At 66.9% G+C, this 21,650-nt stretch carries 16 protein-coding genes and 1 pseudogene; 9 read left to right on the top strand and 8 right to left on the bottom strand.

Annotation, left to right across the window (positions count from 1 at the left end; genetic code table 11):
* Positions 1 to 26: 26 nt before the first annotated feature.
* The 4 genes from QLH51_RS00450 to QLH51_RS00435 all read right to left on the bottom strand — a co-directional run bounded on the left by QLH51_RS00450 (position 27) and on the right by QLH51_RS00435 (position 4,970).
* Positions 27 to 755: an energy transducer TonB family protein gene (locus QLH51_RS00450; RefSeq protein ID WP_283514177.1), complete on the bottom strand. Its 729-nt coding sequence runs from the start codon at positions 753 to 755 to the stop codon at positions 27 to 29.
* Between the two features lie 11 nt (positions 756 to 766).
* Positions 767 to 3,268 carry a TonB-dependent siderophore receptor gene (locus QLH51_RS00445; protein WP_125654898.1) on the bottom strand — a complete coding sequence of 834 codons (2,502 nt, stop codon included), beginning with the start codon at positions 3,266 to 3,268 and terminating at the stop codon, positions 767 to 769.
* A 124-nt stretch (positions 3,269 to 3,392) separates the two neighbouring features.
* Positions 3,393 to 4,370, bottom strand: coding sequence for a FecR family protein (locus tag QLH51_RS00440; RefSeq protein WP_125654900.1), 978 nt, complete (start codon positions 4,368 to 4,370; stop codon positions 3,393 to 3,395).
* Between the two features lie 90 nt (positions 4,371 to 4,460).
* Entirely contained in the window at positions 4,461 to 4,970 is a 510-nt protein-coding gene (locus QLH51_RS00435; protein WP_164516061.1) for an RNA polymerase sigma factor, read from the bottom strand.
* A 352-nt stretch (positions 4,971 to 5,322) separates the two neighbouring features.
* On the opposite strand from QLH51_RS00435, the gene QLH51_RS00430 reads away from it, so the two are divergent.
* Positions 5,323 to 7,422 (top strand): TonB-dependent receptor, encoded by a 2,100-nt coding sequence (locus QLH51_RS00430; RefSeq protein ID WP_164516062.1) that lies wholly within the window; start codon positions 5,323 to 5,325, stop codon positions 7,420 to 7,422.
* 124 nt (positions 7,423 to 7,546) lie between these two features.
* On the opposite strand, the gene QLH51_RS00425 is transcribed toward QLH51_RS00430, so the two are convergent.
* Together QLH51_RS00425 and QLH51_RS00420 are read right to left on the bottom strand one after the other, a co-directional pair.
* Positions 7,547 to 8,686, bottom strand: a complete 1,140-nt coding sequence (locus tag QLH51_RS00425; protein ID WP_125654906.1) for a sensor histidine kinase — start codon at positions 8,684 to 8,686, stop codon at positions 7,547 to 7,549.
* Positions 8,676 to 9,923 carry a sigma-54-dependent transcriptional regulator gene (locus QLH51_RS00420; RefSeq protein WP_125655084.1) on the bottom strand — a complete coding sequence of 416 codons (1,248 nt, stop codon included), beginning with the start codon at positions 9,921 to 9,923 and terminating at the stop codon, positions 8,676 to 8,678. Before QLH51_RS00420 ends, QLH51_RS00425 begins: the two co-directional genes overlap by 11 nt.
* Positions 9,924 to 10,070: 147 nt before the next feature.
* Between QLH51_RS00420 and QLH51_RS00415 the strand changes: the two genes are divergently transcribed.
* From QLH51_RS00415 to QLH51_RS00385, 8 genes and pseudogenes are all read left to right on the top strand, one after another.
* A complete protein-coding gene (locus QLH51_RS00415; RefSeq protein WP_125654908.1) occupies positions 10,071 to 11,306 on the top strand; it encodes an efflux RND transporter periplasmic adaptor subunit in 1,236 nt (411 codons plus the stop codon).
* Positions 11,307 to 11,317: 11 nt separating this feature from the next.
* Positions 11,318 to 11,995, top strand: a complete 678-nt coding sequence (locus QLH51_RS00410) for an ABC transporter ATP-binding protein (protein WP_125654910.1) — start codon at positions 11,318 to 11,320, stop codon at positions 11,993 to 11,995.
* A gap of 13 nt (positions 11,996 to 12,008) precedes the next feature.
* A complete protein-coding gene (locus QLH51_RS00405) occupies positions 12,009 to 12,539 on the top strand; it encodes a GIN domain-containing protein (RefSeq protein ID WP_125654912.1) in 531 nt (176 codons plus the stop codon).
* Positions 12,540 to 12,564: 25 nt separating this feature from the next.
* Positions 12,565 to 14,982: an ABC transporter permease gene (locus QLH51_RS00400; RefSeq protein ID WP_125654914.1), complete on the top strand. Its 2,418-nt coding sequence runs from the start codon at positions 12,565 to 12,567 to the stop codon at positions 14,980 to 14,982.
* Positions 14,975 to 16,225, top strand: a complete 1,251-nt coding sequence (locus tag QLH51_RS00395) for a TolC family outer membrane protein (RefSeq protein ID WP_125654916.1) — start codon at positions 14,975 to 14,977, stop codon at positions 16,223 to 16,225. The genes QLH51_RS00400 and QLH51_RS00395 overlap by 8 nt, the downstream gene beginning before the upstream one ends.
* A 218-nt stretch (positions 16,226 to 16,443) precedes the next feature.
* On the top strand, positions 16,444 to 16,866 hold the full coding sequence (locus QLH51_RS19905) for an aspartyl protease family protein (protein ID WP_443018806.1): 423 nt from the start codon (positions 16,444 to 16,446) through the stop codon (positions 16,864 to 16,866).
* Positions 16,767 to 17,150, top strand: a pseudogene (locus tag QLH51_RS00390) (N-acetylmuramoyl-L-alanine amidase family protein); the annotation flags it as partial. The gene QLH51_RS19905 and the pseudogene QLH51_RS00390, both read left to right, overlap by 100 nt.
* 547 nt (positions 17,151 to 17,697) lie before the next feature.
* Positions 17,698 to 18,120, top strand: a complete 423-nt coding sequence (locus tag QLH51_RS00385) for a hypothetical protein (RefSeq protein WP_125654923.1) — start codon at positions 17,698 to 17,700, stop codon at positions 18,118 to 18,120.
* A gap of 297 nt (positions 18,121 to 18,417) precedes the next feature.
* Here the strand turns inward: QLH51_RS00385 and QLH51_RS00380 are convergent, their stop codons facing one another.
* A complete protein-coding gene (locus QLH51_RS00380) occupies positions 18,418 to 18,951 on the bottom strand; it encodes a SixA phosphatase family protein (protein WP_125654925.1) in 534 nt (177 codons plus the stop codon).
* Complete coding sequence (locus QLH51_RS00375) at positions 18,948 to 21,650, bottom strand: ATP-dependent DNA helicase (RefSeq protein WP_125654927.1); 2,703 nt, start codon at positions 21,648 to 21,650, stop codon at positions 18,948 to 18,950. Before QLH51_RS00375 ends, QLH51_RS00380 begins: the two co-directional genes overlap by 4 nt.

Below are 21,650 nucleotides of genomic sequence, written 5' to 3'. Positions count from 1 at the left end.
GGAAAGCGGTCCTCGTTGAACATGCCTCAATGCATGAAGAACTCGACCGGTACGACCAGTTCGATCGTATTCCCTCGAACCTCTTCCGGCGGCCTGGGTAGTGGTTCCGCACGCTTGGGCAGGCTCATCGCCTCACTGTCGAGCGAGCGGATGCCGGATGGCCGCTCCAGCCTTGAAGACAACACTCGGCCGTCGCGGTCCATGACGAACCGGATGTATGGCACGCCTTGCTGCCGCCGCAAGCTCGCGTCGCGCGGGTAGCGGCGGACCTTGTTGAGCGCGGCCAGAACCTGCCCCTGCCACGTCGGCACGGCGTTCGACGACTGCGGGGCGGGTGGAACGGGCTTCGCCTCGGGTGCGGTCGTTTCCTTGACCTGGGTGTCAGGATCGGGCGCAGGCTTTGCCACCGTGGCCGGGGGCGCGGTTGCGATCGGCATCCGCACCACTGGCGGCTCCCTCCTTGGTTGCTGTGCTTGCGGTTGAGAGCGTTCCTTGCGCTGCTGCTTGGGGCCTGGTTTCGCCTCACGTGCCGGTTCGGGCGGGGCGGCGGGCGGTGCCACGTCGAATACCGCCAGCGCCGGAGCCGATTGCGCTGCCCGATAGGTCGTCCAGGTGAGCAGCGCGCCCGCGATCAGGGCAAGCGCGACGATCGCCACGCCGCAAGTCGCGAACAGCCGGGCACGCAGGCTGGTCGGCTGATCGGAATAGCGGCTGGTACTTCGCTCCGAGACGGCCGCGTGGCACTGCTCGATCAAGGCGGCGACTGCTATTGCAGACGGTAGCGAAGCGTCGCGAGAACGTTACGCGGTGCGCCAAAAATCTCGTGCGCCGAGAATCGATATCCTTGCCCGATGCTGCGATAATATGCCTTGTCCAGAAGGTTGTTCACTTCCAGTTGCACGCTCAGCCGCTGCGCGGGGCGGTAGGTCGCGGACAGATCGATCACGGCATAGGCCGGTTGCTGATTGCGCACGGCGACCCCGCTGACATTCTCGAAGTCGTAATAAATCCGGCTCTGCCAATTCACCCTGCCGCCCAGTGTCAGGCGGTTCAAGGCACCCGGAAGCCGGTACTGGGTACTCAGCTTGAACTGCGTGGTCGGGCTACCGGTATCCAGCCGATCCCCCGCCGCACCATAATCCTCGTCCCTGACGTATCGCGTGTCGGCGAAGGTGAAGCCTGCGCCGATCTGCCATCCGGGAGCAACTTCGCCCTGAACCTCGCTGTCTATACCCCAGGTACGCACCAGTCCGGTCGCCGCAGAGCATTCGGAGATCGGCGCGGTCACGCAACCGTTCTGATCGAGCAGCAGGACGGCACGGTTGGTTTCGTCGGTGCGGAACAGGATCAGACCCGTGTTGAGCGCACCGTTCAGATACTCGCCCTTGATCCCGGCTTCGTAATTCCTGCCGATCACGGGCGGCAGGAGGCTGCCATCGATGCCGGTGATCGCCTGCGGCTGGAACACGTCGGTATAACTGACATAGGCGGAATGGTGCGCTTCGAAATCCCAGGTCAGGCCGGCATATTTGGTCAGCCGTCCGTCGACCGATCCACCGCCAGCATAGAAAACGGTGCGGTCGTACCAGTCGAGCCGTGAGCCGAGCACCAGGGCGAGCCGGTCGAGAATGCTGAAACGGCCGGACGCATAGAGACTGTCCTGATTGTTGTGCGTCCTGTCGCGGAACGTGGGTTCGCCGATGTTCGGATAGCGTGCGCGGTGATTCCACGCCGCCAGATCGACGCCGGTCGTCAGCACATCATCGAACCCCCTGAACCACTGGACATCGCGACTTGTTTCGCGATCGACGGTGCCGCCGAACACGATCTGGTGGTCGCGTCCGAACAGCGAGAGCGGCCCCGACGCATAGGCGTCGACCGCCTTCTGGTCCCGATCCTTGTTCACCTTCCACCACGCATGGCTGAGCGTCGCGACGCTGTCGTCCAACGGGCGGAAGTTGGTGGCCAGCATGTCCGTCGCGCTGTCGACGTAGGTGGCGTTGACCTGAAGCGACCATCCCGCGCCGAAGTCATGCGCCAGACTGGCATAGACCGTGTGCACCCGGTTATCGCCATATTCCCAATCGGTGCCGGGGTAGGTCGATCGTGGCAGGGAGCGGTGCGTCCCATTGGGGTTGAGCGGGATGGCACCCCATATCGAATTCTGATGCGTGTAGAGATAGGAATAGCCGATGTTCATCGTGGTGCGATCGGCCAGATCGATATCGACCGTCAGATAGCCGAGCCGGCTGTCGTTGAACTCGATGTCCCGAAAGTTTCCGGCCTCCTGAAAGAAGCCCACGGCTCTCGCCCGGATCCGGCCGTCCGCCGTAAGCGGGCCGCCGATGTCCGCGGTCAGGCGATAGTCGTTCCAGCTTCCGGCGCTCGCGGAAGCCATCGCCACGAACTGGCGCGTGGGGCGTTTGCGGATCAGGTTCAGCGCGCCGGATGGATTGCCGCCGCCCTGCATCAGCCCGGTCGCCCCGCGAACGACCTCCACCCGGTCCTGCATCGCCATATTGCCGAGCGAGGATGGGATAGTCGTATCATGCAGGATCGGAATGCCATTCTGCGTCAATCGGTCGATCTCGCGTCCGCGCGCCGTGAACACCGGCCGCGCGTTGAAGTAATCGACGAAGACGCCGGGAACGATGGTGGCGATATCCACCAGATCGACCAGATTTTCCTGTTCGATCCGGGCGTTGGTGATGACCGTCACGGCTTGCGGCGTTTCCCGTAACGTAAGCGGCATCTTCGTCGCGCTGGACATGCGCCGGGTGGTGAACGAGCCTGTGGCCTCGGTAGCGTCCGGGTCGGACGTAACGCTGGCGGCGATGCCTGAACCTGCGATGCCGTTCGTGTCGCCTTCGACCCGCACCGGGCCAAGCTGGATCGCATCGCCGGTAACCTGAGGTGCGCGTTCGAGGGTCACCGTGTTGGCCCCCGTGAAGCGATAGGTCAGGCCTGTGCCCGTCAGCAGACGCGAGAGTGCCTCGGCCGCGCTGAACGATCCCCGGACGGTCGCGGTCGTGATGCCCTCCCCGATCTCGCTCGGAAAGCCGACCTGGACGCCGGATTGCCGCATATAGTCGCGCAGAGCGCTTCCCAATGGCTGTGCCGGAATATCGTAGGACCGCGCGACCTGACCCGATCCCGACTGCGCCCGCGCCGGCAAAGCGCCACCGGCAAGTGTTACGAGCAACGCGCCTGACGCCATAAGGAAAATGCGGGTGGCACCGGTACGGCAGCCAATGGATTCATGCTTCATCTATATCTTCCCCCACGCCTGGACGCAGGATGCGGCGCCCCAATGTGAGAGTGCGCCGCAATAGCGACACCCTCTTCCTTATCTGACGATGGCGGGGCCAGTGTTCCTAACACCTCGCCTGAAATTATTCGTGGTGGGCTGGACGTAGCACGGCGACACTGCCGAGCCGGTAGACGGCAAGACCGTTCATGCCGGCAATCGCATCGATGGCCTCCTCCGGGCGGTGGATGCGGAAGGCGCCGCTGATGCGGCGGGGGGACGGGGGTGTTCCCATGATGAAGACAGGGCCCGAGCGATAGCGGCCGATCGTGGCGATGGCGCTGCGCACATCGGCCCGGTCGAACAGGATTTCACCCTTTCGCCACGCCGCGATCGTATCGGGAGCAGCCTTTGGCATTCTGACTGGTGCCGCACCTTCGGTGTAGCGGGCGCTCTCGGAAGCGCGCAGCGACATGCTGCCGGCGACGCCCGATGAACGCACCTGGACACTGCCTTGTGTCACGGCGACCGAAACGGCGGCGTCCTCGCGCCGGACCTCGAAAGCGGTGCCGACATCCTGCGTCTCGCCGCCCAATGCCGCGACCCGGAATGGACGCCGATCGCCATGGGCGACCTCGAACCAGGCGTCGCCGCGCAGCAGCTCGATCCGGCGCTTGTTTCGGTCGTAGGAGACGGCGATCGCAGTATCGGCATTGAGCACCGCCCGACTTCCGTCCGCCAGCGTGACGCTCTCAACGGTCGTGCCGGTGCGATGATCGGCGCGCAGCATCACCGACAGATCGTCTCCCAAAATCAGCCCTGCCACGATCGCGGCAGCTGCGCCTGTCATGGCCATTCGGTGGACGGGACTCCTGAAGAGCCGCCGCCGGGTCCACCCAGAATGACTTGGCAAGGGCAATGCCCTGCCATTCGGGCTACCTGCCGCGACGCGCCAGATCGCGCGAGCTTCCTCGAAGGCGCGATCATGAAGTGGATCACCGGCGCGCCAGGCCTTGAACTGATCGAGTTCCTCGGGACGCATATCGCCGGACGCCATACGCACGATCCATCGTCTCGCCTGTTCGGCCGCCCGCTCCTCTCGATCGCGCACGCTTTCAGTCATGCCGCATCCTGACTGCCGACCGTGAATGGGCGGCTATAAGGTTCGACGGTTGGAAACAGGCTCTTCCTAACAGGACGGTCGAAAATAAAGTCACTCCGCCATGCGAACATCGGAAAGGATGCGCAGCGCACGGCGGATGTGGCGTTCCACGATCGTCGTGGAGATGTCGTAGCGCGCGGCGATTTCGCGTTGCGTCGTGCCGTGGACGCGGTTCAAGCGGAAAATGCTGCGCGTCGGTTCGGGAAGCGCTTCCATGGCTGCCCAGATTCGTGCGACCATGTCACGGCCCAGTACGATCCTGTCCTGTGCAGGGCGGTCGTCCTCAACCCACAGAAGCTGGTCGATCTCTTCCTTCGCTTCCTCCTTCCGTCGAGACGCTGTGCGAAGCTCGTCGGTCGCGGCGTTGACAGCCAGGCGATGCAAATAGGCGCGGGGATCGTCGATCGGCGGATCGTCGCGCACCGTCTGCACCTTGAACCACAGCCCTTGGGTGACATCCTCGGCAGCCGACCTGTCCCGCACGACGCGCTCCACCGTGCGAAGCCAGGTCGAGTGTTCGCTCAACAGCAAGCGAGAAAGGGCAATGGCGTTGGTCGGCATCGAACATGCCCATAGCGCGAGATGCGAATTACTCGCAATAGAGTGCCTTCGTCTGTCTTCCCCATTGGGAACAGCAAGCGAGGCGGCATCCGCGTTCTCGGAATCGATAGTGGAGAATGCTCGGATCGGGCCGCCATCCGCAGATTGCCGAGAGCGGAACGCTGACAGCTGGCGCATCGCTTGTAATGATACGTTATATCGATATCTGTCGGTGGTAGAGTGGGGTCGTACCGGGCAGGGGCACAGGATGAATTACGGGAACCATGCACATAACAAGTATGTGCGTTCCGCGGCCTTGGCGGTGGTTGCCTGGATGATCGTTGCGTCGTCACCTGCATGTGCGCAGCAAACGATGAATGCCGATCCACGTGATACCACCACGACCGCCGAATCGACGACGGTCGATACCGATCCTGCAACGATCGTCGTCACCGCCCGGCCACTGAACGACGCATTCGAGGTGAACGTCGGCGCGTTCGGCGACAAGGATCCGCTGGACGTGCCGCTCGCCATCCAGCTCTACGATGCCGAGGTGATCCGGTCGATCACCCCGCGGACGGTGCGCGACGTGCTGGTGCTCGATCCGGCGGTGCAGAGTTCGGCCTATGGCGGTGGCTTCGACAATTTCCGTCTGCGCGGCTTCGCGATGGACAATTTCAACACGATCCGCCGCGACGGCCTCGCGCTCGCGCCCCATTACGACATGCCGGTAGAACTGGTCGAGCGGATCGACGTGCTAAAGGGACCGTCCGGGTTCCTCTACGGCTTCAACTCGCCGGGCGGCACGATCAACTACATCTCCAAGCGGCCGACGCGCGATCCGTTCGCGACCGTGACCGTACGGGGGTCCACGCTGCGCAGCGGCTATGTCGCGCTGGATGCCAGCGGTTCGACCCTAGGCGGGGCGCTTGGCGTGCGCATCAACGCTGGCCATGAGAAGGTCGGCGGTTTCGACCATCTGGGCGACCTCGAACGGAGTTTCGTCGGCGTCGCCGCGGACGTACGGCTTGGTGAGCGGGCGCTGCTCCAGCTCAACGCCGACTGGGCGCGCAAGAGCAACATGAGCGATCCGCTGCTGCGCGCCGACCAGAGCCCGCGTGCCGACCCGCTCGATCCTGCCACCTATATCCTGCCGCCGCGCATCGATCGCCGCGATTCGTTGTCACCCTCATGGTATCGGCATCGGACCGAAGCCTACAACGTCGAGGGCAAGTTCGATTACGACCTCGGCGGTGGCTGGACCTCGATCACCCAGGCAAATTATTCGCAGGTCAATCGCCACGGCGGCTACATGGACCTGTTCGACATTCGTGCCGACGGCGCGATCGGTCGCGCCAGTCTGTACCAGTCGCGAGGGGAGGTCTTCACCACCTGGTCGGTCCAGTCGTATCTGTTAGGGCGGTTCGATATCGGCCCGGTCTCCCACCAGATCTTCGCCGGCGCTTCCCATCGCCAATTCCGCGACAAGAGCCCGTTCTGGGACTTCATCGAGAGCGGCAACGGCATTCCGGTAAGCCGCATCTCGGTCGGCAACGTGCTGCGCCCGGTGCAGCCGCCATCCTGGAATTTCGGTCCCCGCAACACGATCGAGTTCCACTCGCGCATCGAAGAGACGTCGATCTTCGCCAGCGACCTCATCAGGCTGACCCCGCAATTCGAGGTGCTGCTGGGGGGACGAAACATCTGGTACAAGGCGCGCGACCTGTCCGCGACCGCGGCGCCGCAGGACAGGACCGTGTTCGTTCCGACCGGTGCCGTCTTGTACCGCCCGGCACGCGGCGTCATGGCGTACGGCAGTTACTCGCGTGGTCTCGAAAAGGGCGACTACGCTCCCTTCAACGCCGTAAACGCCAACCAGCCCACCGGTACGATCGAATCCAACCAGGTCGAACTCGGGTTCAAGGCGACGCTTCGCGAAGGCCTGAACGCCGGCATCGCACTGTTCCGGATCGAGCGCGACGCGAGCTACCTCAACGGTGCGAACGTCTTCGTGAACGACGGTCGCTTCCGCCATCGCGGTGTCGAGGTGGACATCAACGGACAGGTGACGTCCGACCTGACGATACTGGGCGGTCTCGCCTTCCTCGACACCCGGCTTCGCGACGTGATCGACCCGACGACACTGGACAAGCGCAGCGAGGGCGCGCCGCGGTGGAAATGGTCGCTCGGCGCCCGTCACGCGATCACCGCGGCACCCGGCCTGTCGGTCGATACCCTGGTCAACTATGTCGGCCGGCGCCCGGTGGACGCGCAGAACAGCGGCTTTGTCCCGCGATATGCGACATGGGACGCGGGGATCGCCTACGACACGCGCATCGGTGGCACTCCGGTGAACGTCCGGCTTCACGGTAAGAACCTGACCAACGCCTATTACTATCCCGGTGTGTCGTTCGGCGGCCTCGACGTAGGACGCACACGCGAGGTCTTCCTGTCGGCCGCCACCACCTTCTGACGCGATGACGGCTTCGGAAGGAGTGACGCGCTGTTTCTCGATTGAGGATGCTATTTCGGGGAAACAGAAGGCTTTTCAAAAGCCGTTCATGCCAGTGCATGAGAATATCGCCGGGACCAAACATCTAAGGCCGTGCGCCAGGCACTTGCGCGCGGAACGTCGCCGGAAACGGGTGAACCAGTGTCAGCGTACCGCCATGTGCCTGCAAGACCTGACGCGCCAAGCTAAGTCCGATACCGCTCCCACTGAGTTTGGAGGTGTAGAACGGGCGGAATATGCCATGTGTGCGATCCGCCGGAACGCCAGGTCCGTTATCACTTATCTCGATTGTGAGAACGGCATCGTTTGAGTTGACTTGGATGTCGACCTTTCCGGATGATACGGTGCCCTGCTCGATCGCCTCGACGGCATTCTGCAACAATGCCCACAGCGCCTGGTTCATCTGGTCGCGGTCGATCTCGCCGGACAAGCCGGGTTCGATCTCGATCGAAAGACCGATTTCCGGCCAACGGCTGGCGAACAGCCGGGCAAGATCGTCGATCATCTCTCCGATCGACACGATCTGGCGCATGGGAGGCGGCAGGCGCGCGAGTTCGCGATAGGCTTCGGTAAACCGTCGCAGCCCGTCGGCTCGCCGGGCAAGCGTCGTGAGGATCTCTGACAGCAGTGCCGGATCGTTGTCACGGGCTTCAGCCGCTGCGATGCCGCACTCGGCCAGCGACACGATGGGCACCAGCCCGTTGAGCATTTCATGGCCGAGCACCTGGATCATCTCGGCGCTGGCGCGTGCCTCGGCGGTGCGCTCCTCGCTTTCAACATCGATCAGCGCCACCACCGATCGATCGCCAACCTCGACCCTGTCGGTGCGCCAGTTCCTTCCGGCGTGGCTCAGGTGCGTCGCGTCGCGATCGAACAGCGGTGCGGGGGGTGGCAATATGCGATCGTCGGTCGCGAAGAGCCGGCGTGCCGCCCGGTTCATCGTACGCGCGGTAGCTCCGTTGACCAGTACGAGCGGGGTAGGCGAGGCATCGAGCAGCAAGTGATGCGCGATCTGCGCTTCGTCGGGCGGGCCTGGCCGCGTAACCGGCACCGCCTGGTGATGCCTGACCAGCAGTAGGTTGGCGGCGATCAGCCACAGCAGCAGCAGGATCGTGCCGCACAACGCCAGCCACAGACCATGCGCCGCAGCCGCCCCGGTCGCGGCTCCACACAGGCCCAGCGCCGACGCTATCAGGAGGGCGTTACGATCCCGCCTAGAGACCATGCTGCGCCATGCGTCGGTAGAGGGTGCCCCGGCTCAGTCCCAATGCCGCAGCTGCCCGGGACACGTTGTGGCGATGCTCCTTCAGCGCAGCCTCGATCATCAGCTTCTCGGCATCCTGCATCGCGAACGTCGATGTGGCTTCGCCCACTGGATCGATGACCTGCGTGGCCGGTCGGATCGCGGCGACGTCGATCATGCCGTCGTCGGACAGCAGTACCGCGCGCTCGATCGCCAGCGCCAGTCCGCGGACCTCATCGGGCCAGTCGGCGATGGCGACGAACGCCTCCGCCGCCGGCGTGAGCCGCGGCGTGGCGCGGCCGTAGGTTTCACCGGCGACGCTGGCGAAGTGTCGCGCGAGCAGCACCGCGTCGTCGCGTCGTTCCGCGAGCGGCGGCATCGCGATCTCGACCGTACAGAGCCGCCGGCGCAGCGCGGGCGAGAGCGGCATGACGCTATCGACGATGGTGATGCAGCGCAGGCCTGGCACCAGCCGGTCGAGCAGCCGCGCTTGTGCCTGCGCGTCCAGGCGATCGACGTGGCGCAACACGATCGTATCGGCGGCATGGTCCAGCGCGGACCATTGATCGGGATCGGTCAGGTCGATCCGTGCCGCAATGGTTCCGGCGGTCGGCGACACCGCGTGCAGCGCCTCGGCGACCAGCGAGCGTCCGACGCCGGATACCCCGGTGATGCATACCGAGGCGACCGTCGGTCCGACCCGTCGTACGAGCGCACGGACCCGCTCGATCGCAGCCGACGTACCGAGCAGGGCGCTGCCCCCCGACGTGCCGACGGCGGCGGGTCGGTGTACCGCGCCACCGCCGACGCTGCGCATGATCGCGGCATCGACCTTGGCGAGCAGATCGTCCTTGCGCCACGGCTTCATGATGAAATCGCGCGCGCCAGCCTGCATCGCCGCCACGGCGATCCTGATGCCGCTGTGCGCCGTGATGACCACGACGCAGGCGTGGGGGTCGTCCGCGACGATCCGGGCGAGACAGGCCAGCCCCTCCTCGCCGTCCGACCGCCCCGGCGTGAAGTTCATGTCGAGCAGGATCGCGTCGTAGCGACGCCGCGCGAGCAGCGAGAAGGCACCGGCGGGGTCGGTCACGATCTCGAGACGGTGCCCGGCAAGGCGGAAGAGAATCTCCGTTGTGCGTGCGACGACCGCATCGTCCTCGATCAGCAAGATCTCGCGGGGGCTTGACTCGCGATCGGCGTGTCCGCCGGCGGACATATTGTTCAACGGCGATCGATCATCTGTCCGCGACGCCGGTGAAATCGGTTCATTCATAACGACTTGGCTTTTTGTTTCGTGGGCAGTGACATGTTCCCCATCATGACCGAACAGCCCGCATACGCAACACCCGCACCCGGCGCCGCGATGGATAGCAGGATCCAACGCACCCGGCGGCCGTGGTGGCGGGGTCGACCGGCGATCATCCTGCTGGTCCTGTCGATCGTCGCGCTCGCGATCTGGCGCTTCCTTCCCGAAAGCGGATCGACCGACATCGCCGCCGCCGACGTGGAGACGGGCGCGGTTGTGCGGGCGCCGTTCGACGATTACCTGCCGGTGCGGGCCACGGTCGCGCCCGAGATTACCACGCTGGTCGGCGTGCTGTCGGGCGGACAGGTCGAGCGGCTGCTGGTGCAGGACGGCGCGATCGTGACGGCAGGGGATTCGCTTGCGACGCTCGCCAATCCCGAACTGAAACTCGACGTGCTGACTCGCGAGGCGCAGATCGCCAGCCAGCTGGGCCAGGTCGCTGGCGAGGGGCTGGGGATCGAGCGCAATCGCCTCGACCGGGCGGGGCAGGTGGCACAGGCCGAGTACGACCTCATCAAGGCCCGCCGCGACCTCGCCATCCGTCAGCAGCTCCACGATCAGGGCTTCCTGTCCGACACCGGGGTGAAGAGCTTCCAGGAAGAGGCAGCCTATCAGGAGAAGCGGCTGAATCAGCTTCGCGCAGGCCGCAGTACCGAGGCCGGGATCACCGCCACGCAGGGGCGGCGGCTGGCCGATACGCAACGGCGCCTGTCGGGCAATCTTGCGGCGGTCCGCGCGGGGCTCGACGCGCTGACGGTCCGCGCGCCGGCGACCGGCCGCCTGACCAACTTCACACTGCAACCGGGCCAGACGCTCAAACCCGGCGATCCCGCCGGCCAGGTCGACAGCGAAGGCGCGTGGAAGCTGACCGCCGATGTCGACGAATATTATCTGGGCCGCGTCGCCGTGGGGCAAAGCGCGCGGGCGGGCGATACGCGCGCGACGGTCAGCAAGGTGCTGCCGGCGGTCAAGGACGGACGCTTTCGCGTCGAGCTGACCTTCGATGGTCGCGCTCCGACCGGGCTGAACCGGGGGCAGACGCTGGACATCCGTATCACGCTCGGCGCCGCATCACGCGCGATCGTGGTGCCGGTCGGTGGCTGGCTGGAGACCGGCGGCGGCGCGTCCGCCTTCGTGGTCGTCGATGGTGGTGACCATGCGCGTCGCCGGACCATCCGCACCGGACGCCGCAACCCCGACCAGGTCGAAATCCTGTCCGGCCTCGCGCCGGGCGACCGCATCGTCACCTCGAACCTGTCGTCCGTGAAAGGTGACACCCTCAACCTCCGCTGAAAGGCCCGTCCATGATCCGTCTCGAGAACATCCAGCGCCGCTACGTCTCCGACGAAGTGCAGACCACCGCGCTCCACGATATCGACCTGCATGTCGCGGAAGGCGAATTCCTCGCCATCATGGGGCCGTCGGGCTGCGGCAAGTCGACGCTGCTCAACACGCTGGGCACGGTCGATCGCCCGACCGGCGGACGTTACCTGTTCGGCGAGCGCGACTTGGCCGCCATGGACGAGAAGGAACTGGCGAAGTTCCGCGGCAGCACGCTCGGCTTCGTGTTCCAGAGCTTCAACCTGATCGACGAACTGACGATCGAGGAGAATGTCGCGCTCGGCCTCGCCTATCGCGCCGACGCTGGGGACCGACGCACGCGTGTCGCCGCGGCGATGGACAAGGTCGGCATCGCCCACCGCGCCCGTCACTATCCGCACCAGCTGTCGGGCGGCCAGCAGCAGCGCGCCGCCATCGCCCGCGCGATCGTCGGCGCGCCGAGGCTGATCCTGGCGGACGAGCCGACCGGCAACCTCGACACCGCAAATGGCGAGCAGGTGATGAACATCCTCGCCGGCCTCAACGAGGAAGGCGCGACGATCGTGATGGTCACCCACTCGCCCAGCCACGCCGACATGGCGAAGCGCCGCATCGACATGCTCGACGGTCGCATCGTCGCCAGCGCCCTGCGCGCGATCTGAAAGGAGCAAGGACATGAAGATTCCTCCCCCCGTCATCCTGCCCGCGCTCGCGCTCATCGCCGCGACCTTCGCCAGTGAAGAGCGACGCTATCCCGTGACGTCGTTCCGGACCGTGGATGTCGCCAGCGCCGATGACGTGACGATCCGCCGCGGCCCGACCGCATCGGTCGTGGCGAACGGCCCGCCCGATATACTGCGCGACGTGAACGTCGCAGTACGCGACGACACGTTGTTCATCCCGCGCGGTGCCGGGGCGCATCGGCGCGGCGTTCGCGTCGCCGTGACGGTGCCGGACCTGGCGTCCGTCCGGGCTGCCGGGGCGGGCGTCGTCACCGTCGTGGTCGCGAAGGGGCAACCGTTCGCCGGCGAGATGGCGGGGACGGGACGGCTGGTCGTCACCGGATCGGAACGAACCGATGCCTCGTCGGCGTCACGCGGCGATGACGCGCGCGTACCGGCGACCGGCTCCGATCGCGTCGCCATCACCGACGGCGCGCGCTGCACCGTCGAAGGCGGCGCGACCACGCGCGTCACGTGCGGCTGACCTTCCTCCTGTCCGGATATTCGCGATGAACCGCTTCGCCCTGACCTCGCTCTACCGCTCGCTCACTCGCCACAAGCTCTATTCCGCGCTGAACATCGGCGGACTGGCGGTGGGGATCGCCGTCTTCCTCGTCCTGTCGCTCTACGTCCGGTTCGAGACCGGCTACGAGAAATGGCTGCCCGATCACGACGGGATCTACCGCGTCCGGAGCGAGTGGAACATTCCTGGCAGCCCCTTCGACGGGGTGACGCCGCAGACGGCGGGCGGGGTGCTCGACATGATGAAGGAGGATTTTCCCGGCCTCCGGGGAACGCGCATCAGCACGGGCGGCAAGGTCATCCGGGGTGGGATCGGTGCGGAGGAGAAGATCGCCCGCGTCGATCCCGATTTCCTCGACGTGTTCCGCCTCGACGTGGTGCAGGGTGATGCGCGCAGCGCGCTGCGCCAGCCCTCGGACATGGTGCTGACGCAGGCCGCGGCGCGCCGGTATTTCGGATCGGCGGACCCGATCGGTCGCACGCTGACGATCCAGACGGGCAAGGAGCCTGCCGTCTACCGCGCGGTCGCGGTCGTCCGCGACCTGCCCGCGAACACCGACCTCGACGTCGCGATCCTGATCCCGATCAGGCAGCCGCCACCCGCCGGACAGGCGCTGTGGCGCAATCTCGGCGCACCCAGCCTGGAAACCTGGCTGCGGTTCGACACGCCCGACGCCGCGCGTGCCTTCGCACGGAAACTGCCCGGTTTCGTCGACCGCCACGGCGCCGATCTCGGGAAGGCGCCGTCCGATACGCTCCGCCTGCCGCTCACGCCCATCGCCGACATGCACCTCGCGCCGGTCGGCAAGGGGCAGGACAGCCGGCGGCTGACGGTGGCGACGCTGGGGATCGTCGGCATGCTCACTCTCCTGATCGCGATCGTCAACTATGTGAATCTCGCGACCGCGCGCGCCGGCCTGCGCGCGCGAGAGGTAGCGATGCGCAAGGTGCTGGGGGCCGACCGGGCGGCGCTCGTGCGCCAGTTCCTCGGCGAGGCGATGCTGATGGTCGGCGTCGCCGCGCTGATCGGCGGCATCCTTGCAGAGCTCGGGTTGCCGCTTGTCAACGCCGCGGGCGGGCTGTCGCTGTCCATGCCCTATGGCGTCGTGGTGCCGGGGCTCGTCGCTCTGACGATCGTGGTCGGGCTGCTCGCGGGCTTCTATCCGGCGTTGCTGCTGTCGCGCTTTCCCGCCGCCAGCGTACTTGCCTCTTCCCGCACGCCGGGCGGTGGTCGCGCGGGCACCCGGACACGCGAAGCGCTGGTCGTCTTCCAGTTCGCGCTCGCCATCGCCTTCATGATCGGAACGGCGGTGCTGTTCGCGCAGATGCACCACGTTCGCCAGACCGACCTGGGCTTCGATCGCGAGGGATTGATCGTCGTTCCCGCGATGACCGATTCCGGTCTGACCCCCGCCGACCGCGCCTCGCTGATGGCGGCGTTCCGCGAGATGCCGAACGTTACCAAGGTCACCGCCGCCACGATCGCGGCCGGGGGGTCGTTCAGCCATGCGGCGGTCAACATGCCGGTGCCCGGGCGTCCCGGCGACGGCCCGACCCTCAGGATGATCGAGGTCGGTCCGGACTTCTTCGACACCTACGGCATGCGCCTGCTCGCGGGCCGGGTTTTCGATCCGCGCTACGGCGGTGACGACTCCACCGACAAGAATGACGGCGGATCCTACAACATCATCATCAGCCGCAAGGCGGTGTCCGCGCTGGGCTTCGCCTCGCCGCAGGCGGCGATCGGCAGGACGGTGGGTGCGGGCGACCGGCTCCGCACCATCGTGGGCGTGGTCGACGATGCCCGCTTCCTGTCGCCGCGCGTCGCGATCGACCCGACCTTCTATGCCTACAAGGCGCGCCTGCCCGACTGGGCGATCGCGACGCTGCGTGTTCACGGTGACCCTCGCGCCGTCATGGACCGCATTCGCGCCAAGTGGCGGCAACTGGCACCGGCGGTGCCATTCGAGGCCGCCTATGCCGACCGCCGGGTCGCCCAGATGTACGCCGACGACGACCGCGCAACACGGCTGTTCGGGATCGGCGCAGGACTTGCCGTGCTGATCGGCTGCGTCGGGCTGTGGGGTCTCGCCTCGTTCAACACCGCGCGACGCGTCAAGGAGATCGGCATCCGCAAGACGCTCGGCGCGTCGTCGGCGGACATCGTGAAGCTGCTCGTCGGCCAGTTCCTGCGACCGGTGCTGATCGCCAACCTCGTTGCCTGGCCGCTCGCCTTCGTCGCGATGCGGACATGGCTGACGGGGTTCGACGACCGGATCGCGCTGTCGCCACTGTTCTTCGTCGGGGCGGGGCTGCTCGCGCTCGTCATCGCGGTCGTGACCGTGCTCGGCCAGGCGCTGCGCGCGAGCCGCGCCGCCCCCGCCTGGGCGCTGCGCCATGACTAGGCGCTGGCTGTTCGTGGCGGCGCTGCTGCTATGCGCCGCCCCCGCATCGGCGCAGACGCTGCGCGAGGCGATTGCGCAGGCATATGTCAGCAATCCCGAGCTCGCCGCCGCCCGCGCCCGGCAGGAGGCATTGGAAGAGACACCCGAACAGGCCCGCGCCGGCGGCCGCCCCGTCGTGGCGGTGACGGGGAACGGCGGTTACGATCGACTGGGCCTGGGGTCCGCCGCCTCCGCCACGGTCACCGGCACGATGCCGATCTGGACCGGCGGGCGTGTGTTGTCGGCGGTACGTGCCGCGAACGGCGACGTGGCGGCGGGGGCGGAAGCCCTGCGCGATGTCGAGGCGGTGATCCTTCAGCGCGTCGTCGGCGCCTATGCCGATCTGTTGTTCAGCCAGCAGGCCGTCGACGTGGCGCGGGTCGGGATCGAGCGGCTCGATCGCCAGGTCGCCGAGGCCCGCTCGCGCTTCGGCCTGGGGCAATCGACACGGACCGACGTCGCCCAGCTGGAAGCACAGCGTGCCAGCGTCGTCGCCAACCTGGCCGATGCGGAGGGCGCGCTGGCAACGGCAGCGGCCGTCTATCGCGCGACGGTGGGGCAGGATGCCGGCACCTTGTCGGCGGAGGTGGCGGCGCCGACCGCGCTGCCAACGACGCTGGCGGATGCGCGCGCGCAGGCCGAAACGAATAATCCGTTGCTGATGCGCCAGCGCCGCATCGTCGCAGCGGCCGGTGCCCGCATCGATCTGGCACGCGCCGAACGTGCGCCGTCGCTCGATCTGACGGGCAGCTACGGTCGCGGCACAGGGCTCGTCGATGGCGACATGCGTGGCTTTCCGGCCGCCACCTCGGCGGGGTTGGTCCTGCGCGTGCCACTGCTTACCGGCGGCCTCGTCTCCTCCCGCGTGCGCCAGGCGCAGGCGACCGCACGCGCCGAACGGTATCAGGCCGATGCCGCTTCCCGCGAGGCCCGCCGCGACGCCGATACCGCCTGGGCCGCCTTCACCGCCGCGCAAGGCCGCCTGCGCGCCTCGATTGACGGGCTGGCGGCGGCCGAGCTCGCGCTTCAGGGTGTGCGCGCCGAATATGGTTTCGGCCTGCGCTCGACCATCGACATCCTGGTCGCCGACCAGAGCCTGCGTGCCGCACAACTCTCGGTCGCGTCATCCCGTGCCGATGTTCTCGTGGCACAGGCGGCGTTGCTTCGGGCAACCGGTACGCTCAGGCCTGCTGCCTATGGATAAGCGTGGTAGCTGCCACTCTAAGTTGGGATCGAATTTCGGGAACGTCTGAGGCTGTGCATTATCAGCATTAACTGCGCTTCTGGATCGCGATCGACGCCGGTCGAGCGGCAGCGAGGCCGCCTAACACCCGGGCGGAGAGCGATGGTTGAAACTGCCGGTCGAGGCGCTAGCTTCGACGAGGAGTTTGGAGGGGCGATCACGTGGCTGGCAGCACCGGGATGCGACTCATTGCGCTGCTCGCCTTGGTCTGTGGCGCGCCCGCCATCGCACAGCCCGATGCGCCGCTTGTGACGCCGGCCACCGGGGAAGGCTGGATACCCTTCGATGATTCCACTGACGCAATCATCGTAAGGATCATGGTGGACGGTCGCCCGCTCGATGCCGTCGTCGACACGGGCGCACCAACGACGGTGATCGACCGCGCCTGGGCGTCTCGGAATGGCCTCACCGTGGAACCGTTTGAAGCTGCCGCCACGCGGGGGGCGGCGGCGCAACGCCGAACGGGGTCACGCGATTTCGCTGTTTCACGCTGGGTCGGTTCGAACAGGCGGCCGCCCGGCTGGCCGCGCGCAAGAACAAGGCCGATATCCTCGCCGGGGTCGATCTCGGCCGGCAGAGCGCCGACATCTCGTCGATCCTGATCGACCTGACCCAGCGCGAGACGATGAACGCCTCGGCCGGGTTCGCCCGGCTGCTGGGGCGCGAGGCGACCGGGGTCATCCCGCTCAAACCGAACTATCACCGCATGGCGTCGCTGATGGTGCTGAAAGCCCCCGACCTGCCCTCCATCCTGTTCGAAACCGGCTATCTGTCGAACGATGCCGATGCCCGTCGGCTCGATTCCGCCGAAGGCCGCCGCGCCATCGCCAGGAGCGTGGAACGCGCTGTCGAGGTGTATTTCGCGCGGCGGCTGGCGGCGCGTTGACGCAGGCGGTTTCCCGGAAAGGATGGTGAAACGGGAATGGTCTGGGGCGTAATGAACGGTATTGATACGTATTCACCCTGTGGTTTGATGCCACTTTAGCAACGTGTCCGATTCAATGGAGCTGGGGCTGATATGGTTCGATTTTCCATCGCCTTGTGTGCTCTTCTGTCTTCAACGATGGCAGCGTTCGCCCAAAATGCCACAGACCGGCCGGCATCAAACGCGGCAATTGTAACGCAAGATCCTGACCGCACGTCGCGTGCTGATGCCGCGTCTGAGCAGGTAGATATCGTTGTCGTGGGAAAGCGCCCCGGCGCGAACGTCGCTTCACCTCCGGTCCCGCCTCGCTGCGTGAAGAGACCCGGTGATCCTGCCGATCTGGTGCAGGTCAGCCTGTCCAAAACATCTCAGCGTGTGATTGCTCCTGATCGCAAAGGCATACTGGCTTTGCGAGATGACAGGGGAGGAGATATCCGGACCTATCTGGCAGCGTGCTGGCACTGGTGTAGGCCAATACGTCTTTAGAGTTACCGATGACGGAACACCTATGTGTATCGGTGCGGCCAAAATCAAACCTGACGGATGGGGGCAGCTACGCCAGATCTTAAAGACTACGAGGGACATGCGTGGTCGTTATGTGCATTTCACGACTCTCGTTGCAGCGCGGGACGCAGACTTGATCCGATTTTGGGTCGCTATAGGCGGAACTGGCGCACGCGTGATGGGTGGCGATACGAATCAGACACCAGTGCATGGAACATTTAGGTGGCTTCAGGCCGATATCGTGGTTGGACCGGTTCCACTCGGCGCCGATCATATCAGCTATGGCTTTTTACTGTGGGGAAAGGGCGACGTATGGGTTCTTGATCCCCACATCGAAGTGAATACACATGACGAAGTACGCAACATCCCCACTCTTCCAGTGACATTGAAAACTCCGTTAGGCGAGCAGACGCATGATCCCTTTTGATTGCAGACGCACTCCGATGATCGATTGATTGGGGCGTGGTCGTCTAGTTTGTATCCGGCAGCTGCTTACCGACCTTTCCCGATTGGGAACCCGTGACGGGACCCCGGTCGCACCGATCGCGTTGACGGTCGCCTGCGGGTTCCACTTTCCCGAAATGCCGCGTCGGACATGGCGTTTCGGGAACGTTGCAAGACGTCTGCTGCGGCGGCGTTCGGGGTCTGTAACGGGTCGGACGGGGCAACGCAGACGTTCGTCCAGTTCGCAGCCGCCCATGCAGCACGCTTTCGGAATCCGCCTTCAATCGTGCCCCGGCCCGAGCGACGGGTCGAGGTCGCGCGGGCGGACGAAGGTCGTCAGGTGTCCGCATCCGTCGCAGGCGCTCGCCCAGTCGCCGTCGAGTTCGAGCACCGCGACGCTGGCGGTCGGGAATTTCTCCTCCACCGCGCCGCGCAGCGGATTGCTCTCCGCCGACAGCAGCAGCACGAGGTCCTCGAGCCCCGGATTATGCCCGACCAGCAGCGCGCGGTCGGCGTCCGCCGGCAGCGCGCGGATCGCGTCGAGCAGCGTGCCGGCAGAAGCGAGGTAGAGCGTGCGGTCGTGCCGCGCCTCGGGCAACGTGCCGTACCCGCGGCGGAAATGGTCGAGCGTCTCGACTACGCGACGGGCCGAGCTGGCCGCGAGATGATCGAATTTCAGGCCCAGATGCCGGACCTGCGCGCCCATCGCGGTCGCGGCGCGCGCGCCCTTGGCATTCAGCGGCCGTTCGTGGTCGCTGAGTGCCGGATCGTCCCAGCCCGACTTGGCATGGCGCAGCAGCGTCAGCGTCTTCATATGGGCGGCTCCATCGGCAGGGCGTGAGCGCCATGCCCGACTTCGGCGTCCAAGGAAAGGGCGCGCGCGACCGCTTCGTCCAGCGTGCAGCGCGTGATCGGCGTTCCTTCCGGAAACGCGCCCAGCAGCCGCGACGGCATGGCGGCGGACAGCAGCACGAACAGCCCGCGATCGTCGGCGCGGCGGATCAGCCGGCCGAACGCCTGCGCGAGGCGCGCGCGCACCATCCGGTCGTCATAGGCGCTGCCCCCGCCCGCCAGCCGCCGCGCGGCGTGGAGCACGCCCGGCTTCACCCACGGCACCCCCTCCATCACCACCATCCGCAGCGAATGGCCGGGCACGTCCACCCCGTCGCGCAGCGCATCGGTCCCGATCAGCGACGCGCGCGGATCGTCGCGAAAGATGTCGACCAGCGTGCCGGTATCGATCGGGTCGACATGCTGGGCATAGAGCGGCAGCCCGTCGCGGGCGAGGCGGTCGGCGATCCGCGCATGGACGCCGCGCAGCCGCCGGATCGCGGTGAACAGCCCCAGCGTGCCGCCGCCCGCCGCGACGATCAGCCGGCCATAGGCATTGGCGAGCGCGGGCAGGTCGCCGCGCTTCACGTCGGTGACGATCAGCACCTCGGCCTGGGCGGCATAGGCGAACGGGCTCGCCGCCTCGAAATGGCTCGGCGGACGCATCAGGTGCGGCGCGCCGACCCGCGCATCGGCCATGTCCCAGTCGCCGCCGGCACGCAGCGTCGCCGACGTCACCAGCACGCCATGCGCCGGTTTGAGCACCGTTTCGGCGAACGGGCGGGTGGGGTCGAGCCAGTGGCGGTGCAGCCCCATGTCGTATTCGCGGCCCTCGACCCGGTCGACCGTCAGCCAGTCGACGAAATCGGGATCGACCGGCCCGCCGATCCGCGCGAGCAGCCGGCCCCATGCCGCGACCGTTTCCGCCCGCCAGCCCAGCGACGCGATCGCGCCTTCGATCCGGGCGCGCGCGGGACCGTCCATCCAGTCCGGCCCCTCGGTCAGTACTGCCTCCAGCCGCTTGCCGAGCGCGATCAGCGGGCGCAGCAGCGCATCCAGCGCCTGTGCGGCCGGGCCGGCGGCGTCGATCAGCTCGGCCGGCGGTTCGCTCAGTTCGGTTTCCAGCCCATAGCCCGCCTCGCCATCCTTGGCCCGCGCGAACACCGCGCCGCGCACGCACGCCAGCAATTCCTCGACCGGACCGAACGGATCGCCCTCCTGAATCCGCGCCAGCCAGCCATCGGCGGGCAGCGCGCGCGCGGCATCGACGGCGGCGGCGACCGCCTCGCCCCCCGCCGCATCATAGCTGGCGACGTCGGACAGCCGCGCGGCAAGGCCCCGTCGCCGCCCGCGCCCGCCGCCTTCGGGGCCCAGCACCCAGCGGCGGATCTCGATCGCCTCCATGCCGGTCAGCGCGGCGGAGAACATCGCGTCGGCCGCCTCGAACAGATGATGGCCCTCGTCGAAGACGTAGCGGGTCGGGCGCGTGCCGGTTTCCCGCCCCCGCGCGGCGTTGACCATCACCAGCGCATGGTTGGCGATGACGATATCGGCCTGCGCCGACGCCCGGGCCGCGCGTTCGATGAAGCATTTGCGGTAATGCGGGCAACCGGCATAGATGCACTCGCCGCGCCGGTCGGTCAGCGCGGTCGATCCGTTGCGGCGGAACAGCGTCGGCAGCCATCCGGGCAGGTCGCCGCCGATCATGTCGCCATCGGCGCTGTATGCCGCCCAGCGCGCGACCAGCTGCGCCAGCACCGCCGCCCGCCCCTGGAACCCGCCCTGCAGGGCATCCTCGAGGTTGAGCAGGCACAGATAATTCTCGCGTCCCTTGCGCGTCACCACCTTGGCACGGCGCTCGGCGTCGTCGGGAAACACGCGGACGCTTTCCTGCGCCAGCTGGCGTTGCAACGCCTTGGTAAAGGTCGACACCCACACCGCGCCATCCGCCGCCGCCGCCCACAGCGAGGTCGGCGCCAGATAGCCAAGCGTCTTGCCGATGCCAGTTCCAGCCTCCGCCAGCACCATGTTGGGCGTATCGCGCGCGGCGCGCGGCGCGAATGCCTGCGACGCGGCGGCGGCGAAGGCGCGTTGCCCCGGCCGCGCCTCGGCCGTGCTGCCGGTCAGCTCGGCCAGCCGTGCGGCGACCGCGTCGGGCGCCAGCGTCACCGTGCGCGGGTTGGCGCGCGGCGGCGCCTCTTCCCATTCGGGCAGCTTGCTGAACAGCCAGCGCTCGGCGGTCTCCGGTTTGGGCAGCACCTGCCCCAGCGCCGGCGCCCATGGCCAGCGCAGGCGGAACAGCGATTGCGCCGCGGTCCACGCCCCTTCCTGTTCGGGCCATGGCTTCGACGCGGTCGCGATCAGCGCCGCCGCCGCCCGGCGCAGCAATTCGGCCACATGCGCCTCGTCGGTGGGCGGGGGCAGCGCCAGCGCCTGCGCGATCCCCTTGGGCGTCGGCACCGCGAATCGCGCGGGATGGACGAAGGCGAACAGTTCGAGCAGGTCGAGCCCCGACAGCTCGGCATAGCCCAGCCGCTGCCCGATCAGCGCGGCGTTGAGCACGATCGTCGGCGTGTCCGCCACGCACGCGATCGCTTCCCCCCGGCTGACTTCGCGCGTGCCGTCGGCGGTCGCGATCCAGACGCCCGAATGGCTGGCGTGGAGGGCAGGGTAGGGGAGCAT

Source organism: Sphingomonas sp. 2R-10 (assembly GCF_030062225.1).
Lineage (GTDB): Bacteria > Pseudomonadota > Alphaproteobacteria > Sphingomonadales > Sphingomonadaceae > Sphingomonas.
This window is presented reverse-complemented; position numbering and strand designations above follow the sequence as displayed.

Excerpts from the sequence above, each read along its gene's own strand:
- QLH51_RS00445 (WP_125654898.1), bottom strand. The coding sequence starts at position 3,268 with ATGAAGCATGAATCCATTGGCTGCCGTACCGGTGCCACCCGCATTTTC.
- QLH51_RS00440 (WP_125654900.1), bottom strand. The coding sequence starts at position 4,370 with ATGACTGAAAGCGTGCGCGATCGAGAGGAGCGGGCGGCCGAACAGGCG.
- QLH51_RS00435 (WP_164516061.1), bottom strand. The coding sequence starts at position 4,970 with ATGCCGACCAACGCCATTGCCCTTTCTCGCTTGCTGTTGAGCGAACAC.
- QLH51_RS00430 (WP_164516062.1), top strand. The coding sequence starts at position 5,323 with ATGAATGCCGATCCACGTGATACCACCACGACCGCCGAATCGACGACG.
- QLH51_RS00425 (WP_125654906.1), bottom strand. The coding sequence starts at position 8,686 with ATGGTCTCTAGGCGGGATCGTAACGCCCTCCTGATAGCGTCGGCGCTG.
- QLH51_RS00420 (WP_125655084.1), bottom strand. The coding sequence starts at position 9,923 with ATGTCCGCCGGCGGACACGCCGATCGCGAGTCAAGCCCCCGCGAGATC.
- QLH51_RS00415 (WP_125654908.1), top strand. The coding sequence starts at position 10,071 with ATGGATAGCAGGATCCAACGCACCCGGCGGCCGTGGTGGCGGGGTCGA.
- QLH51_RS00410 (WP_125654910.1), top strand. The coding sequence starts at position 11,318 with ATGATCCGTCTCGAGAACATCCAGCGCCGCTACGTCTCCGACGAAGTG.
- QLH51_RS00405 (WP_125654912.1), top strand. The coding sequence starts at position 12,009 with ATGAAGATTCCTCCCCCCGTCATCCTGCCCGCGCTCGCGCTCATCGCC.
- QLH51_RS00400 (WP_125654914.1), top strand. The coding sequence starts at position 12,565 with ATGAACCGCTTCGCCCTGACCTCGCTCTACCGCTCGCTCACTCGCCAC.
- QLH51_RS00395 (WP_125654916.1), top strand. The coding sequence starts at position 14,975 with ATGACTAGGCGCTGGCTGTTCGTGGCGGCGCTGCTGCTATGCGCCGCC.
- QLH51_RS19905 (WP_443018806.1), top strand. The coding sequence starts at position 16,444 with ATGCGACTCATTGCGCTGCTCGCCTTGGTCTGTGGCGCGCCCGCCATC.
- QLH51_RS00385 (WP_125654923.1), top strand. The coding sequence starts at position 17,698 with ATGTGTATCGGTGCGGCCAAAATCAAACCTGACGGATGGGGGCAGCTA.
- QLH51_RS00380 (WP_125654925.1), bottom strand. The coding sequence starts at position 18,951 with ATGAAGACGCTGACGCTGCTGCGCCATGCCAAGTCGGGCTGGGACGAT.
- QLH51_RS00375 (WP_125654927.1), bottom strand. The coding sequence starts at position 21,650 with ATGCTCCCCTACCCTGCCCTCCACGCCAGCCATTCGGGCGTCTGGATC.